Source organism: Sorangium sp. So ce1504 (assembly GCF_051521635.1).
GTDB lineage: Bacteria > Myxococcota_A > Polyangia > Polyangiales > Polyangiaceae > Sorangium > Sorangium cellulosum_B.
Window position 1 is genome coordinate 5,719,721 of record NZ_CP150365.1, and the last position, 15,767, is coordinate 5,735,487.

Annotated in this window: 11 protein-coding genes and 1 riboswitch; of the genes, 5 read left to right on the plus strand and 6 right to left on the minus strand. The window is 72.9% G+C overall.

All coding sequences use genetic code 11. The annotated features are described in order from the left end of the window. Positions 1-225: 225 nt before the first annotated feature. Positions 226-1,458, minus strand: coding sequence for a YncE family protein (locus WMF39_RS21505; protein ID WP_437747332.1), 1,233 nt, complete (start codon positions 1,456-1,458; stop codon positions 226-228). Continuing rightward, positions 1,452-3,482: a TonB-dependent receptor domain-containing protein gene (locus WMF39_RS21510; RefSeq protein ID WP_437747333.1), complete on the minus strand. Its 2,031-nt coding sequence runs from the start codon at positions 3,480-3,482 to the stop codon at positions 1,452-1,454. The genes WMF39_RS21505 and WMF39_RS21510 overlap by 7 nt, the downstream gene beginning before the upstream one ends. Before the next feature lie 207 nt (positions 3,483-3,689). Further along, positions 3,690-3,915, minus strand: a riboswitch (cobalamin riboswitch). Positions 3,916-4,157: 242 nt separating this feature from the next. Between WMF39_RS21510 and dhbC the strand changes: the two genes are divergently transcribed. The 5 genes from dhbC (at position 4,158) to WMF39_RS21535 (ending at position 9,856) form a co-directional block, all read left to right on the plus strand. Beyond that, entirely contained in the window at positions 4,158-5,420 is a 1,263-nt protein-coding gene (gene dhbC, locus WMF39_RS21515) for an isochorismate synthase DhbC (protein WP_437747334.1), read from the plus strand. Continuing rightward, positions 5,417-7,087 carry a (2,3-dihydroxybenzoyl)adenylate synthase gene (locus WMF39_RS21520; protein ID WP_437747335.1) on the plus strand — a complete coding sequence of 557 codons (1,671 nt, stop codon included), beginning with the start codon at positions 5,417-5,419 and terminating at the stop codon, positions 7,085-7,087. The genes dhbC and WMF39_RS21520 overlap by 4 nt, the downstream gene beginning before the upstream one ends. A 95-nt stretch (positions 7,088-7,182) precedes the next feature. Next, positions 7,183-8,175 (plus strand): isochorismatase family protein, encoded by a 993-nt coding sequence (locus tag WMF39_RS21525; protein WP_437747336.1) that lies wholly within the window; start codon positions 7,183-7,185, stop codon positions 8,173-8,175. Positions 8,176-8,221: 46 nt separating this feature from the next. Beyond that, positions 8,222-9,067 carry a siderophore-interacting protein gene (locus WMF39_RS21530; RefSeq protein WP_437747337.1) on the plus strand — a complete coding sequence of 282 codons (846 nt, stop codon included), beginning with the start codon at positions 8,222-8,224 and terminating at the stop codon, positions 9,065-9,067. A 12-nt stretch (positions 9,068-9,079) separates the two neighbouring features. Then, positions 9,080-9,856, plus strand: a complete 777-nt coding sequence (locus WMF39_RS21535) for a 2,3-dihydro-2,3-dihydroxybenzoate dehydrogenase (protein WP_437747338.1) — start codon at positions 9,080-9,082, stop codon at positions 9,854-9,856. 55 nt (positions 9,857-9,911) lie between these two features. Here the strand turns inward: WMF39_RS21535 and WMF39_RS21540 are convergent, their stop codons facing one another. The 4 genes from WMF39_RS21540 to WMF39_RS21555 form a co-directional block, all read right to left on the minus strand. Then, positions 9,912-10,808: a PepSY domain-containing protein gene (locus WMF39_RS21540; protein WP_437747339.1), complete on the minus strand. Its 897-nt coding sequence runs from the start codon at positions 10,806-10,808 to the stop codon at positions 9,912-9,914. A 98-nt stretch (positions 10,809-10,906) separates the two neighbouring features. Beyond that, positions 10,907-12,229, minus strand: a complete 1,323-nt coding sequence (locus WMF39_RS21545) for a hypothetical protein (protein WP_437747340.1) — start codon at positions 12,227-12,229, stop codon at positions 10,907-10,909. Positions 12,230-12,278: 49 nt separating this feature from the next. Then, on the minus strand, positions 12,279-14,807 hold the full coding sequence (gene mxcH, locus WMF39_RS21550) for a TonB-dependent siderophore myxochelin receptor MxcH (protein ID WP_437747341.1): 2,529 nt from the start codon (positions 14,805-14,807) through the stop codon (positions 12,279-12,281). A gap of 244 nt (positions 14,808-15,051) precedes the next feature. Continuing rightward, positions 15,052-15,264 carry a hypothetical protein gene (locus WMF39_RS21555; RefSeq protein ID WP_437747342.1) on the minus strand — a complete coding sequence of 71 codons (213 nt, stop codon included), beginning with the start codon at positions 15,262-15,264 and terminating at the stop codon, positions 15,052-15,054. Positions 15,265-15,767 lie beyond the last annotated feature (503 nt).

The following is a 15,767-nucleotide window of genomic DNA, read 5'->3' on the forward strand; positions in this document are numbered from 1 at the left end:
TTGTGGCCCGCCACGGCGCGCACCGCCAGCGTCCACCGCGCAATCATGCAAACGAGCTCACCACAACATCTCGCTTGACCGGCCCACCGCACCACCACACGTGGTGTCCCATGTGGGCGCCTCGGGCTTCAGCCCGGGGCTCAACAGCGAACTCGGTGTGGATCCGGGGCCGGTGAGCGAGAACGATCTCCACGACGTCGATCGACGTACCGCCCGCGGGGCCGATCAGAGCCCGCCGATCCCTCGCGGCGGGAGCCCGATCTCGGTGTCGACGGTCGCGTCCTCCAGCGGCTCGAGCGCGCCGTTCGCCGCCACCTTCCAGCGCCGGAGCTTGCTCCTCTCCGCGTCGCTCAGCAGGCAGACATCGCCGCAGCCGGGCGAGCAGTGGACGCCGCCGAAGGCGTAGGACTGGGTCGCCTCGGCGAGCGTCGTGACCTCGCCCGTGGCGATGCTCACGGAGAAGGCGCGGTCCCCGGCGAACGCACCGCCCGCGTAGGCCGTCCCGAGGAGGACGTCCTCGGAGGCGAAGGCGAGCGTCGGCTGGACGGCGGCGCCGAGCGCCCTGGCCACGCCGAGCCGCTCGATCTCCTCCGGGGGCGAGGTGCGAGCGTCGTAGATCACGATGTCGCTCGTCGCCGGGTCGTACTCCATCGCCTCGGCGTCGAAGCGGCTCGAGCAGGCGACCGCCAGCCGCTCTCCCGAGGGCGACACGGCGAGACGCCCGCAGCCGTAGAGCCCCTGCACGTCGACCGTCCATGTGACGGCGCCCTGCTCCGGCGAGACGCCCACGAAGCGCCCTTCGCCCGCGGTCGAGAGGTCCGCGGCGAGCCGTCCGAGGGCCACGACCACCTCGTCACCGACGCGCGCCATCCCCGACGGGCGCGGCAGGAGCCCCTCTTCCTCCTCCGGCAGGGCGATGCGCCCCGCGATGGAGTACTCCTTCGTGTCGACGATCAGGAGATCGCCGCCCTCGTCGAACGGCTCCACGCCAGGGCTCGGGTTGCTCCCGTAGCGCGACACGAGCGCGCGGTCCGCGCCCACCTCGATGTAGTCCTGAGGGTTCGACTCGAACCCCTGCCCGACCGGGAGCTGCGCGAGGACCTCGGCGGTCTCGAGATCCATCCAGGTGATCACGTTCGTGCCGAACCGATCGAGCAGGACCACGCGGCCGGACGGCGGCGCCGCCCCCGGGACATCGACGTCGCCGGACAGCGCGAGGCTCAGCCCCGGCTTCGCCGCGCCGCTCGACACGAAGGAGGGCGACAGGGTGGTCCCGTCGAGCGCCGACACAGCGATGTTCGTCGACTGGTAGTCGCTCGTCACGATGACGACGCCGCTCTCACACGCGTCGCCGTCGCCGCCGCCGTGGACGCCGCCCGTCGACGGCGGCGGCGAATCCACGTTGCACCCGAGGATCGGAATCGAGATCGCGAACGCAAACAGTCTGATCTTCACCATGTTGACTCCAGTGTGAAAAACACGCTCCGTCCCGGGAGCGGAAACCCGACGACATCCGTACGCCGCGCGTCCAGGAGGTCCGCGACGCGGCCTCTCACCGCGAGGTGCCCGCCGAGCCACCTCGCCTCCGCGTCGAGGTCGAGGGTCGCTTGCTCCGCGATCACGCCGAGCCCGGCGGGATCGGCGTACCGGCTCGACTGGTACACGGCCCGGATCTCGCCCGACGCGCCCGAGAACACGGCGCCGCCCGGGCGCTTCCACTCGGCGTGCAGGCGCGGCGCGACGACGAGGCGCGAGCGGAACGGGAGGAGGTCGTTCCTCGTCGTCCGCCCCGGCGTCGTGTCCCGCGGATCGAGCAGCGTCGCCGCGATCTCGGCGCGGAGGAACCGGGTCACCTCGACCCCGGCCAAGAGCTCCGCGCCCACGACGCGGGCGCGGCCGACGTTGTACGGGTTCACGTAGCCCTGGCCGGAGCGCTCGTACGCGACGAGCCCGGAGACCGCGCTCCCGAACGCGAACACGTCGATGAAGGCGCCGCGCAGCACGGCGCCGCGCCCGGTCTGCGCCCGGATCCCGGCCTCGATCGTGGCGCCCGACTCCGGCGCGAGCTCCGCGTTGCCGTGGACGACGCCGGAGACGCCGTACACCTCGCCGAGCGTCGGGACGCGGACGTAGCGGCCCACGGTCGCGAGGAGCCGGAGCCGGTCGCTCCCCGCCTCCACGCCGACCCGCCCGGTCGGGACGAGCACGTCGCAAGGGCGCTCGCGGTCCGCCCCGGTGGCGTGGCACTCCCCGCTCGCGAGGGCGTGCAGCGCGAGCCCCTCGCCGAGGCGCGCCTCCGCGCTGACGGCGCCGCGCGCGAACGAGCGCCGCGCCCGCGCGAGCGGTACGTCGTCCGGCGCGCGCGAGATGCCCTCGCGCGCGACCGAGAGCACGGGCCGCACCCGGAGCCGGTCGGCGAAGGAGAGCGTCGCCCCGAGCGTCTGCTCCAGGCGGCGGCCGGCGAGGCGGAGCTCCGGCGTGAGCAGCGCGAGCTCGAAGAGGGGATCATGGACCTCCGACCGCGCCTCGATGAACGAGGTGCGCGCCTCGAGCGTGTGCTGCGCCTCTCCGCCGAACGGCACCCGCGCCGCGACGGACGTCAGCGCGCGCCGCGACTCCCCCCGCGCCTCGCGGGACGGCAGGAGCGCGAGCCTCGGCACGCCCTGCTCGCGGCCGGTGCCGTTCGCGATCACGTCGACGATCGCGCCGCCCCCGAGCTCGACGCGCGCGAGCGCCCAGGCGTCGATCGTGCGCACGTCGGCGTTCTGCCGGCGTTCCAGGGTGTCGTCGCTCTCGTCGAAGAGCGTCCCGCCATCGTTGACGAACGCGTAGCGGTTCTCCGCGGCCTCCGCGCTCACCCCGACGATCGCGCTCACCGGGCCCGCGCTGGCGCCGGCGAACGCCCACCCGCGCCGCGCGCCGAGCGAGCCCGCCATGGCGCCCGCGCCGGCCGTCGTCCGGGAAGGCCGCCGCGGCTCGAAGAAGATCGCGCCGCCGGGGCCGAGGCGGTCGGCCTCGATGGGCGCGTGGCCGCGGTAGATCTCGATGCGCTCGATGAGCCAGAGGGGCACGAGGGAGAGATCCGCCGTCCCCACGACGTCGTCGTTCAGGCGGACGCCGGCGAGGTACACCGGCGTCTGCGTGGCGGTCGCTCCCCGGAGGGCCGCGGTCGCCGGCCCGCCGAAGCCGCCCGACTCGATGATGAGGACGCCCGGCTGCGTGCGGAGCACGTCCGCCGCCCCGAGCCCCGCGCCGGTGAGGCGCTCGCGGCCCAGCACCGACCCTGCGACGGACCTGTCCTTGGGCGGCGCGGGCGCGCGCATGTGATCCCCCTCGACGCGCACCTCCAGCGGGTCTGTCCCCGGCGGAGCGGCAGCCCGACCGCCCTCCTGCTCGGCCTCCGGCCTGCGCGGATCGTCGGCGCGGGCGGCCGGCAGGGCCGCCACGGCGCTGCAGGCGGCGAGCCAGAGCCAGCACGCCACGCCGGCGCTCCGGCGCCGACGCGACCGACGATCAGAGGAATCAACCATTCACGCGCCGCCTGCCCGCGTCGACCCAGCGCTGCTCCGGGTGAGCTGAGAGCCGAAGCGAGGAGGCTGCGTGACGGGCCACGGCACCGCGCGCGAGCGAGGTGGTCGAGAGCCTGCGCGCCTTCCCCTCGAAGGCTCAGGTCAGCGCGCGCCAGAGCACCGGCGCGCGCACCTTCGGCAGGTCTTCGGACTCACGGGCGCTGCGGCCGTCGCCGGTCGCTCTCCTACACATCACCGCTTCCCAGGCTGCTCTGGTGCGTGCCCAGTGCTTCTTGGTGATGGTCGTTCCCGTTCACCGCTGCGGGGGCAGTCCCGGATTCTCACCGGGTTCCCTTTTCAGCTCGCCAGGGATCGCCGGACGAGCACCGATGGCGGGGCGACTCGTCGCACCCGTCACGCAGGATGTCAACGCAGAAGCGAAGGCCCGGAGCGCCGCGTCCACCGGCCCACCGGCGACGCACACCCGAGACAGAACCGGGAGTCCCTTGACAGTCTTGCACGCGCGTGCCATGACTTACTTGAAACTGATTTTCTTTATCAGTTATCAGAAACGAGCGGCCCGAGACCTGACGTCCAGCGCCCGATGATCCGAGCCCACGTGGCTCTCGACGCCCATCGGAGCTGAATGTGACGAGTTCCATCTCGATACCGGCCTCTGTCGCGCTGCCCGCGGTGAATGCAGGGCAGCTGTTGAAGCAATACACCCCTGAGTCGGCGTTCTTCTTCGCGTCGCCGACACGCACCCTCCTCGCGCAGGGCGTACACGACATGATCCTCGAGCCGAACGGCGCGGATCAGGGCGATCGCCTCGCGGACCGCGTCACGAGGGTGCTCGCGGCGGCGTCGAGGGCCGGCCAGGGCTTGCCCATGGTGGTCGGCGCGGTGCCGTTCAACAGCACATCGCCGGCGCACCTCATCGTGCCGAGGGCGATCCAGAGCGCGGGCCCGCTCAACCACACGTCGGAATCGCCGCGGTCGCACCTGCCGATCACCGTCCAGGAGCTGCGCCAGGTCCCCGAGCCCCGCGACTACGTGCGTGGCGTCGAGACGGCGGTGGGCCTGATGCGGTCCGAGGCGCTGAGCAAGGTGGTCCTCTCCAGGATGCTGGAGATGGTCCTGCGAGAGCCGGTCGATCTCCGCCTCGTCCTCCAGCGCCTCTCGCAGCAGAACCGGAACGGCTACACGTTCGCCGCCAACCTCTCGGATCCGACCGCGGGGCTCTCCAGCGCGGAGCGCGGCGTCCCGACCTCGCGCGCGCGGACGCTCATCGGCGCGAGCCCGGAGCTGCTCCTGTCCCGCTCCGGGCTCCGGGTGATCGCCAACCCGCTCGCCGGCTCCGCGGTCCGCAGCCCGGACCCCGACGAGGACCGCCGGCGGGCGATCGCCCTGCTCGCGTCCGAGAAAGACCGGCACGAGCACGCGATCGTCGTCGACGCCGTCGCCGCCGCGCTCCGGCCGTTCTGCCGGCGCCTGAGCGTCCCCGACGAGCCTTCGCTCACGCAGACCCCGACGCTGTGGCACCTGTCGAGCCGGCTCACGGGGGAGCTGCGCGATCTCTCGATCTCCTCGATGAAGCTGGCCACCGCGCTGCACCCGACCCCCGCCGTGTGCGGATACCCCACGGACCGCGCCCGCGACGCCATCGAGGCGATCGAACGGTTCGATCGCGGGTTCTTCACGGGGCTCGTGGGCTGGTCCGACGCGAGCGGCGACGGCGAGTGGGCGGTCGTCATCCGCTGCGCCGACGTCGCCGGCCGGGCGCTCCGCCTCTATGCCGGGGCCGGGATCGTCATCGGTTCGAACGGCGAGCACGAGCTCGCCGAGACCACCGCCAAGCTCGGGACCATGCTGAACGCGCTCGGCCTCAACCAGGCGCCGGAGAGGGCATGAGCGCTCCGGAGGAGAGCCGGCAGGCGCCCGCGCAGGCGCAACCGCAGGCGCTCGACGGCTGGACTCCGTGGCCGGCCGAGATGGCCGATCTCTACCGGCGCGCCGGCTACTGGCGCGGCGAGACCTTCGGGCGCCTTCTCCGCGAGCGGGCCGCGCGGCACCCGGATCGGATCGCGCTCGTCAGCGGCGATCGCGGGCTGAGCTACGGTGAGCTCGATCGGCGCGCCGATCGCCTCGCCGCGGGCCTGCTGCACCTCGGGCTCCGGCCGGGGGATCGCGTCGTCGTCCAGCTCCCGAACATCGCGGAGTTCTTCGAGGTCTGCTTCGCGCTGTTCCGGCTCGGGGCGCTCCCCGTGCTGGCCCTGCCCGCGCACCGGCGCGCCGAGATCGCGTATTTCTGCGAGCACACCGAGGCGGTCGCCTACGTCATCGCCGACCGGGACGGCGGGTTCGATTACCGCGCGCTGGCGAGCCAGATCCGGCGCGACGTCAGGACCTTGCGGCACGTGCTCGTGGCCGGCGATCCGGGCGAGCACACCGCGCTCTCCGGCCTGGACCGGGAGCCCGTCGAGCTCCCGGAGCCCGCCGCGGCGGACGTCGCCTTCTTCCAGCTGTCCGGCGGGAGCACCGGCGTACCGAAGCTCATCCCGCGGACGCACGACGACTACCTCTACAGCGTGCGGGCCAGCGCGGAGATCTGCGGGCTCGACGAGGGCAGCGTTTACCTCGCCGTCCTCCCCGTCGCGCACAACTTCACGCTCAGCTCGCCCGGGAGCCTGGGCGTGCTCCACGCCGGCGGCCGCGTGGTGCTCTGCCGCCGGCCCAGCCCGGACGAGGCGTTTCCGTGGATCGAGCGGGAGCGGGTCACGCTGACGGCGCTCGTGCCGCCGCTGGCCTCGGTCTGGCTGGAGTCGGCCCGGACGGCGCGGCACGACCTGTCGAGCTTGAAGGTGCTCCAGGTGGGCGGCGCCAGGCTCCCCGCGGAGGTCGCGCGCCGCGTGGGGCCGACCCTGGGCTGCAAGGTGCAGCAGGTGTTCGGGATGGCGGAGGGGCTCGTCAACTACACCCGCCTCGAGGACCCCGACGCGATCGCGCTCGAGACGCAGGGGCGGCCCATCTCGCCCCACGACGAGGTCCGCGTCGTGGACGACGACGACCGCGACGTCGAGCCCGGACAGGTCGGTCACCTGCTCACGCGAGGGCCCTACACGATCCGCGGGTATTACAGGGCCGACGCGCACAACGAGAAGGCGTTCACGCGCGACGGCTTCTACCGCACGGGCGATCTCGTGCGGCGGACCCGAGAGGGCTACCTCGTCGTGGAGGGCCGCGCCAAGGATCAGATCAACCGCGGCGGCGAGAAGATCGCGGCCGAGGAGGTCGAGAACCACGTCCTCGCCCACCCGGCGGTGCGCGACGCGGCGCTCGTCGCCATGCCGGACTCGCACCTCGGCGAGCGATCGTGCGCGTTCCTCGTGGCCCGCGGGCAGCCGCCGCCAGCGAGGGAGATCAACGCCTTCCTGCGCGAGCGCGGCGTCGCCCAGTTCAAGGTGCCCGATCGCATCGAGTGGCTCGACGCCCTCCCGACGACGAGCGTCGGCAAGGTGGACAAGAAGGCGCTCCGCCGGTGGATCGCCGACAGGCTCGCGCAGGGCGCGCGCGCCTGAGAGGACAGCGCGGGCCCAGGCGGCGCAGCGACGCCCGCGGCCCGTTCCATCGACAGGAGCGCTGCGACCAGAAGAGAGAGAAGAGAGGAACGACCATGGCCATCCCCCGCATCCAGACCTATCGCATGCCACGAGCCGAGGAGCTCCCGGAGAGCCGGGCGTCATGGCGGCCGGACCCGGGGCGCTCCGTCCTCTTGATCCACGATATGCAGGAGTATTTCCTCGGCTTCTACGACGCGAGCGCGTCCCCGATGGTCGAGCTGATCGCCAATGCCCGCCTGCTCCGGGAGCGGTGCGCGGCGAGCGGGATCCCGGTCGTCTACACGAAGCAGCCCGCCGAGCAGACGAGGGCCCAGCGCGGCTTGCTGACGGATCTCTGGGGGCCCGGGCTGACGCAGCAGCCCGACAAACACGAGATCGTGCGCGAGCTCGCGCCGGGAAGCGCCGACACCGTCCTCACCAAGTGGCGGTACAGCGCCTTCCAGCGCACGGAGCTCCTGGATCTCTTGCGCCGCTGGGGCCGCGATCAGCTGATCGTGTGCGGCGTGTACGCGCACATCGGGTGCCTGCTGACCGCGTGCGAGGCGTTCATGAACGACGTCCAGCCGTTCCTCTTGACCGACGGGACCGCCGATTTCTCCCGGCAGCAGCACGACATGGCCATCGCCTACGTCGCGCAGCGGTGCGGCGTCGCGCTGCCGACGAGCGACGTCCTGGCCGCGCTCGCGCCCCGCGAGCGGACGAGCACCCCGCAGCGCGACGCGCCGGCGCCGGCGCAGCTCGGGGCGACGCAGGACCGGACGCCGTGGGTCGAGCGCCTGCGCGGCGACGTCGCCGAGGTCCTCGACCAGCTCCCCTCGGCGATCTCCGATCGCGATGGCATCCTCGATCTGGGGCTCGACTCGATACGGCTCATGACGCTCGTCGAGCAGTGGCGCGCCGCGGGGATCGACGTCGCGTTCGTGGACCTCGCCGAGCTGCCGACGCTCGGGCACTGGTGGGAGCTCCTGTCGACCCGGCTGCCGCGTGAAGCGAGGCCAGCGCCCCGGCACCGCGCGGAAGCGCCCCTCCAGGAAGCCGCCCGCTGACCGGCCGAGCTTGCCCCACGACGGCTTCCCCATGGCACAGGTCACCATGAATCGAGTCGCGACATCCCCACCCAGGACGGTGGCGCGCACCCCGCCGCGCCTCCTCGAGGTGCTGCGCACGACCGCGATCTCCCCCCGCATGCGGCGAATCACGCTGGGCGGCGAGGCGATCGCGGGGTTCCCCGCGCGCTCCGGCGGCGCGCACATCAAGGTCTTCTTCCCGCGCGGCGACCAGGCGGCGCCGGAGCTGCCCACGCTGGGCCCGGACGGCCCCGTCTGGCCTCCGATGCCGCGGCGGCCGATCACGCGCACGTACTCGGTGCGCAGGTACGACGCGCAGGCCGGCGAGCTGGACGTGGATTTCGTCCTGCACGGGGACGACGGCCCCGCGTCGCGGTGGGCCCACCGCGCCAGGCCGGGCGATCGCATCGGCATCGCCGGGCCGGGGGGCCCCGATCCGATGCTCGGCCCCGCGGACTGGTACCTCCTGGCCGGCGACCTCTCCGCGCTGCCGGCCATCGGCGCGCTGCTCGAGGCCCTGCCGAAGGCGGTGCGCGGCCACGCCATCGTCGCGGTCCCCGACGCGGCGGACGTGCAGGAGATCGATCGCCCGCCGCACGTCGCGCTGACCTGGATCTACCTGCAGGGCGAGCACGCCCCGGGCCCCCGGCTCGAGGCGGCCGTCCGCGCCCTGGGGTGGCCAGCGGGCCGCGTCTTCGCCTGGGTCGCGGGCGAGTCGTCGTCCGTCGTCGCGATCCGCGATCACCTGCTCGACGAGCGCGGGCTCGGGCGCGAGGCGCTGTACGCGATCCCCTACTGGAAGGCCAGCCAGTCCGAGGAGGCGTACCACGCGGAGCGGCACCGGATCATGGACGGGCTCGACAGGGCCTGACGGGAGCGATCGATGGAGTTCAAGCACAAGGCGGCGCTCGTCACCGGCGCGGCCCAGGGGATCGGCGAGGCCGTCGCCCGGAGGCTCGCCGCGCGGGGCGCCGCAGTGGCGGCGGTGGACGCGAACCGGGAGCGCCTGGGCGCCGTCGTCGCCGGTCTCCAGGCGAGCGGCCATCGCGCCGCGGCGTTCGCGGTGGACGTGGCCGACGGCGAGGCGGTCGACGGCGCGGTGGCGCGGATCGAGCGCGAGCTCGGCCCCCTCGAGATGCTGGTCAACGTGGCCGGCGTGCTGCGCGTGGGCGGCGCCCTCTCGCTGAGCGACGACGACTGGGAGCGCACGTTCGCTGTCAACACCCGGGGGGTGTTCAACGTGAGCCGGGCGGTGGCGCGCCGCATGGTGCCGCGCCGATCGGGGTCGATCGTGACGGTCGGGTCCAACGCCGCGCGCACGCCGCGGATGAACATGGGCGCTTACGCGGCCTCGAAGGCCGCCGCGGCCCAGTGGACGAAGTGCCTCGGTCTGGAGCTCGCGCAGCACGACATCCGGTGCAACGTGGTGTCCCCTGGCTCGACGGACACGCCGATGCAGCGCGCGCTCTGGGCGGATGATCGCGGCGCTCAGGCGGTCATCGCCGGCGCTCCAGAGGCGTTCCGGCTGGGCATCCCGCTGCGCCGGATCGCCACGACGGACGACGTCGCCAGCGCGGTGCTGTTCCTGCTCTCGGACGAGGCGCGGCACATCACGATGCACGACCTCTGCGTCGACGGCGGCGCCACGCTGGGCGCCTGAGCCCGGCCCGGCGGGAGCGCCGATGTCCGCGAGCGCGGACACCGGCGCGCCGCGCTCACGGGCCTTCCTTGCCCACGTTTCCGAACAGCGCGTCCGACGCCGCGCCGACCATCACCACCGCGGCGAGCGCCACGGCGGCGGCGATCGCGAGGGCGCCGAGGACCCGCGAGGGCTTCATCTGCCACCACATGGCGAGGCCGCTGAGCGCCCACACGACCAGCGTGATCCCGGTGATGTCCGCGAAGAGCGCCCAGAGCCACGCCACGCCGCCGTGCACGGGGAAGTGGTGCGTCTTGTGGAGCGTCTCGAGCACCTCGACGAAGCGAGGCCACCCCCGCGCGCCGGCTGGCCGCCCGTCGAGCCGCCCCGTGCCCAGGTTGTACGTGACGTTCCAGGCGCGGCCGTCCGCGTCCCGCATGCCGAAGCGCAGCTCCGGGCTGATCTTCGGGTGGGCGCGCAGCGGCGCCGCGGCGTCGACGCCGATCTTGGGCAGGAGATCCTTTATCTGCTCCTGCACCGCCGCCATCCTGTGTCCAGGCAGGTCGATCGCGACGCCGGCGAACGGGGGCGCGGGGGCCTCGGGCTCGGGAGGATGGCTGGAGACCGTCGCGCTGCCGTCGTCGAGGCGCAGGATCACCACCTGGCGTCCCCCGTCGGCGCGCGGCGCCGCGAGCAGGGGCCACCCGGAGAACGCGCCCGGGGTCCCCGGATCGAGCGTGTAGCGCGAGGGCGAGCCGGCGTTGAGCTGCTCGACGACCTGGCGCGCGAGCTCGCCGGGAGCCCAGGGCTGGAACCCGGTGAGCGCCGACAGCCGCTCTCCCGAGAGCGGCCGGCTGTCGATGTCTCGCCCGATCTGCGGGTGATTGAACAGCGTGCCGCTGATCCCGAACAGCAGTATCCAGGGGAACAGCAGCAAGCCCAGGTACATGTGCACGCGCCGCACGACCTTCATGATCGCGCCGTAACGCGGCCGCCCGCGGGGGCCCCGTGGCGAACGGGGCCCTCGCGCGGCGTCGTCCCTCATCGCTCCTTCGTGATCGGGCGCGAGCGTCATCGGATCTTCGCGACGGAGAAGGTGAGCCCAGGCGCGCTCACGCCCGCCTCGCCCGGCCCGTCCTCGCCGATCTCGCGGAGCGTCGTCGACTCCTGGCCCTCGAACTCCAGCAGGAAGGTGCGGTCGCCGAGCGCGACGCTCAGGACGCTGCCGCCGCCGGGCGCGGCGTCGAGCACCGTGGCGGTCGGCGTATCGCCGAGGGTCACGCTGGCCCACCGCCACGCCGCGGCGCTCGCCAGCACGCGCGGGTGGGTGTCGTCCGCGATCGCGAAGAGGCTCTCGTCGAGCACGCGCAGGAACGCCTTCCCGTCCGGACCGCCGAAGAGCGAGCCGGCGGCGTCGCCGTCGAACAGCGTGCTCAGCTCGACGTGGAACTCGGGGTCGAACTGCCTCGTCTCGGGGTCGAAGCGCAGCATGCACGGGGCGGCCGCGTTGTCGGGGTTGAGCCGGTGCACCGCCGCGCCGTACGCCTCGGTGGCCACGTAGATCATGCCGTCGGGCCCCTCGACCCCATCGCGCACGTAACCGCAGCGATCGTCGGTGACGACGGCCGCCTCGTCCGTCGCGCTGTCCACGACGACGACCGCGGCCACGCTCGGGACCTCCGGGCCGATCCGCCAGCCGCCGAAGGTGATCACGTCGTCGCCCTGGACCAGCGGCGACGACGAGGAGTACGTGAGGGTGGCGTCCTGGATCACGAGATCCTCGAGCGGGATGTCGCCGGTGACCGTCATTTCCTGAGGGTTCCAGACGACCACCTGGGCGGTGGGACCATCGAAGAAGTACGCCTTGGTCTCCGAGACGAAGTGGAACTGGGTGCCGTACTCGCCGAGCTTCGCGAGGCCCTTGCCCTGGAAGCTGACGGTGTCCCCTTCCTCGAGGCTGCCGTCCTCCTGCAGGTCGTAGCGGGTCACGGTCGCCGCGGCGTCGCTCGCCACGAACACCGCGCCTCCGCCGTCCAGCCCGACGCCGAGGGCGCGCCCCTGCACCTCGATGGCGTCGTCCAGCGACAGCGTCTCATCGGAGTCGATGTCGTCCGTCACGATGACGTAGCTCTGCGTGTCGCCGCCGTCCGGCCCGAACACCTGGACCGTGAGGGCGTACGCCGGCCCTGCGTTGGGCGTCCCCCCCGTGCCGCTGGTGGCTCCGCCGGCGCCGGTGCCTTCACCGCCGGCGCCCCCCGCGCCCCCCGCGCCGCCGGTGCCGCCGCTCGTCGCGCCGCTGCTCGTGCCATCGCTCGTGTCGTCGCCGCAGGCGACGAAGCACGGGAGGAGCAGGGTCAGGAGGAGGGCATTCGCGTAGCGCGCACGAAATAACATGAAGGATCTCCTTGTGTCGGGTTTCAACTGCTGTCGCACGAACATCGGCTCACAGGCTCAAGGCGAGCTTGGCGTACGCCGCTCGCCCGGGGCGCTGGACGCCATAGAAGCTGAAGGCCTTCTCGTCGGTGAGGTTCTGCACCTCGACGGTCGAGCTCACCGTCCATCCGCCGCGCTCGACCAGGTACGTGAGCGCGAGCGTGTGCACGAGCTGCGACGGGATCTCCGCCTTGGAATCGGCTGCGCCGCGGCCTTCCGGGCCGACGAAGAAGGCGTGTACATAATCGGCGTGCCAGGTCATGGACAGGACATCACGCCTCGCCGCGATCTCGGGCCACTGCGCGCGCGCGACGACCCCGCCGAACAGGTACGGCTGGTTCTGGATGCGAACGCCGGTCGAGCCGTCCCGGAAGTCCTGCCAGGTGACGTGACCGTCGACCGACAGCCAGTCGCCCGGAGCGGTCCACCCGGCCGTCGACTCGATACCGACGGATCGCGCCGACAGCGTGTTGCCGTACTCCGAGTAGCCCAGGTGCCTTCGCAGCGTGATCAGATCCTCGGTGAAGCGACCGAAGCCGTTGGCGCTGAACCGGAGCTGTCCCGCGCCGGTCCCCGCGCGCTCCAGGGTCACGCCCAGGTTGACGTTGTGGCTCGCCTCCGGCTCCAGGTGGACATTCCAGACGATGAGCCCTCCGTCGCCGAACAGCTCCTCCGGCGTCGGCAGGCGGGTGGCGTACTCGTACGAGGCCTTGGCGTAGAGGGCGTCGGTGAAGCGGAAGCGCAGGCTGTCCCCTGCCCCCACCCGGTGGGTCGCTCGATCGACGTCGCCGATCCGGCCGCTCGGCAGGTGCTCCCGGGTGCGGACGCCGTGCAGGTAGAGCTTGGCGAAGGCGATGTTCGCGAGCCGGCCTTCGAGGGGCCTGGCCTCGTACTCGACGCCTGCCACGCCGCTCCACAGCTCCCGCTCCGCGGTCAGCGGGTCCTTCTCGGGCTCGGCCACGACAAGGTTCCTCCCGGTGCGCGTCACGTGGCTCGGCGAGAGCCCGAAGCGCAGGAGGTGCTCGGTCGCGGGGTGCCAGGCCAGGTTGACGCGAGCGAAGGCGGTGTGCTGGCGGACTTGCTGGTCGTTCGCGTCGTCCCCGACCTCCCCCCGATACGGGCGCTCCACGCAGCCGCCCGACCAGTCGTAGGTGCACGTGGCCACGTCGAGGAAGGTCGTGCGCGCGTACGAGTACCCCGCGAGGGCGTCGAGCCGCGCCCTCCCGGAGAACGGCTGCGCATACCGCAGCAGCGCGCCGCCGGTCTGCCTGCCGAAGGTGACCTCTCCGAAGGGCGGCGACTTGACCCTGCCGTCGAGCATGTCGACGAGCAGGCCGTGCTGCACCTCCTTGTCGTGCGAGGTGAAGAAGGCGCGAAGGAGCAGGCGGTCGGCCCACGGCCGCCGGGCGACCCCCACCTCGGCCGCGCCGCCGGCCGCGACGTAGCCATCGTGGAACCGCCGGGCGCGCGCGGGCGACAGGCGCCCGCTCTCGTCGAACGCCATGACGTCGATCGGGGTGTCGTTCCGCGCGCGATCGACGAACCCGCTCGCGCGGGCGAAGAGGCCGCTCGGCGCGTGCGCGTGGCGCGCGCCGAGGGTCAGCCGGTACGTGCCGAAGGAGCCGACCTGATAGGACGCCGACGCGCCCGTGCCGCGCGTGTCTTGATCGGTCACCAGGTTCACCGCGCCGCCGAGCGCGTCCGTGCCGAAGCGCAGCGGGACGACGCCGCGGTAGATCTCGGCGCGCTCGACGAGGTTGACCGGCACGTTGGCGACCCCGAAGGAGTGCCCGGCGAGGTCGAGCGGCACGCCGTCGAGGAAGAAGCGGATCCGGTCGTCGGTGAGGCCGTTCAGCGAGAAGCGCGCGTCGGAGCCGAGCCCGCCGAGGCGGCGCACGCTCACGCCCTCGGCGCGCGCCAGCACCTGGCCGAGATCCGCGGCCTGACGCTTGGCCTCGACGGTCTCGATCACCTGGACCGCCTGCGCGGAGGTACGGAGCCGCTCGGCCTCGGAGGCCCCCCGCACGCTCACCTCGATCGCGGGCAGAGCTGGCCCTGCGGCGCCAGCGACCGGCGCGGCACCGACGGGTCGTGTGACGGGCGCGGCACCGGCGGCGCCCGCGACGGGCGCGGCCGCGGGGGTCGGCGCAGGCAGCCGGAAGTCGTGGCGGTAGAGGATGCGCGACGCGACGCTCCGGTCGCCTCGCCGGGCGGGCGTGAAGCGGAAGCGCAGCGCCGCTTGCTGCGCGGCCTCGTCGAACCCGTGGCCCGCGGGCTCGGCGATCTCTGCGCTGGTGACACGCCCTTCCGCGTCGATCGTCAGCCGCAGAACGACGCTCCCCTCCAACCCCGCCTCGCGCGCCGCCTGCGGATACGCCGCCTCGACGGCGCCCGTGAGCTCGGGCGGGCGCACCGCGAGCGCGGCGCCATCGCCCGGGGCGCGCGCCGCTGGCGCTGTCTCGGCCCCGGGTGCCGCTCCCTCGTCGCCCTCGTCGGCAGGGGCCTCTTCGCTCGCCCGCGCGTCCGCTGCGAAGGCCAACAGGGCACCGCAGGGGGCGAGGACCAGAGTCCCGGCCAGCGCGGCGCAACGCAAGGGCTGTAATCGAATCATGAGATCACCGGGCATGCTCACCGGAGCGTGACGAAGCGGCGCTCTGGCCGGCTCTGCGCAAGCTGGTTGTCGTGGCGTCTCGCTCGCCGGCTCTTCAGGCCTCTTCGGATGGCGCAGACCGCGCTGGCCAGGGGTCGCCGCCGCGAGCTGTCATGTCAGCGCCCTGGGAGATTCAACCGCTCACGTCCTCCGCCGCCGCCGGGACCGGGACGACGACGACGCGCTTGCACCGCCGGCACTTCAGCTCGACGCCGCCGGGCACATACCGGGCGAGAAGGCTGCCGCAGCCGCAGCGCACGGAATTGGGCTCGGCACGTCCAGCAACGCCGCAGTGATCACACCGGCTGTCGGGCGGAGCCGTCGCCTTCGACATCAGGTTGTCCATCGTGGAACCCCACTTTCAATAATGAAAGTCACTTTCACTTTCAATCGAGAACCTGCCATGCTACCAACAGCGTTGTCAAGCGAAAGCGGTCGGAGAGCGTCCGCGAAACGTCGCGACGTCCGCAGGTCCGAGCAGCGCGAGATCGCGGCCGAAACCGGCGCGATCTCGCGCTCGCTCGGGTCGCCGGCGCCGTGCCTCGCTGGCGCGGACAGGCCCACCACGGGACGGTGGCCCGCGGCGGGGGTCCCAACGAATTCTCTTGACAATGCCCACCCCACCTCACCATAAACGAACTTGAAAGTAGTTTTCATTTTCATTCGCTCGTCGACGCCTAGATGGCCACGCCCATCGCGGCGTCATCGAGGTCCGCTGTCGGGACGACGTCCGGCGCCCCTGCCCTGCGTGCTCTCGGGGCTCGGGCCCCGCTGCGCCGGCGGGCTCCGCTCTCGTTCCAACGGCGCTGGCGCGGGCGTCACGGCCGCCTTTGCGCCGTCGTCGCGGGC

Coding starts and splice junctions, on each gene's coding strand:
- WMF39_RS21505 (WP_437747332.1), bottom strand. CDS start 1,458: ATGGTGAAGATCAGACTGTTTGCGTTCGCGATCTCGATTCCGATCCTC.
- WMF39_RS21520 (WP_437747335.1), top strand. CDS start 5,417: ATGAGCGCTCCGGAGGAGAGCCGGCAGGCGCCCGCGCAGGCGCAACCG.
- WMF39_RS21525 (WP_437747336.1), top strand. CDS start 7,183: ATGGCCATCCCCCGCATCCAGACCTATCGCATGCCACGAGCCGAGGAG.
- WMF39_RS21530 (WP_437747337.1), top strand. CDS start 8,222: ATGAATCGAGTCGCGACATCCCCACCCAGGACGGTGGCGCGCACCCCG.
- WMF39_RS21535 (WP_437747338.1), top strand. CDS start 9,080: ATGGAGTTCAAGCACAAGGCGGCGCTCGTCACCGGCGCGGCCCAGGGG.
- WMF39_RS21540 (WP_437747339.1), bottom strand. CDS start 10,808: ATGAAGGTCGTGCGGCGCGTGCACATGTACCTGGGCTTGCTGCTGTTC.
- WMF39_RS21545 (WP_437747340.1), bottom strand. CDS start 12,229: ATGTTATTTCGTGCGCGCTACGCGAATGCCCTCCTCCTGACCCTGCTC.
- WMF39_RS21555 (WP_437747342.1), bottom strand. CDS start 15,264: ATGGACAACCTGATGTCGAAGGCGACGGCTCCGCCCGACAGCCGGTGT.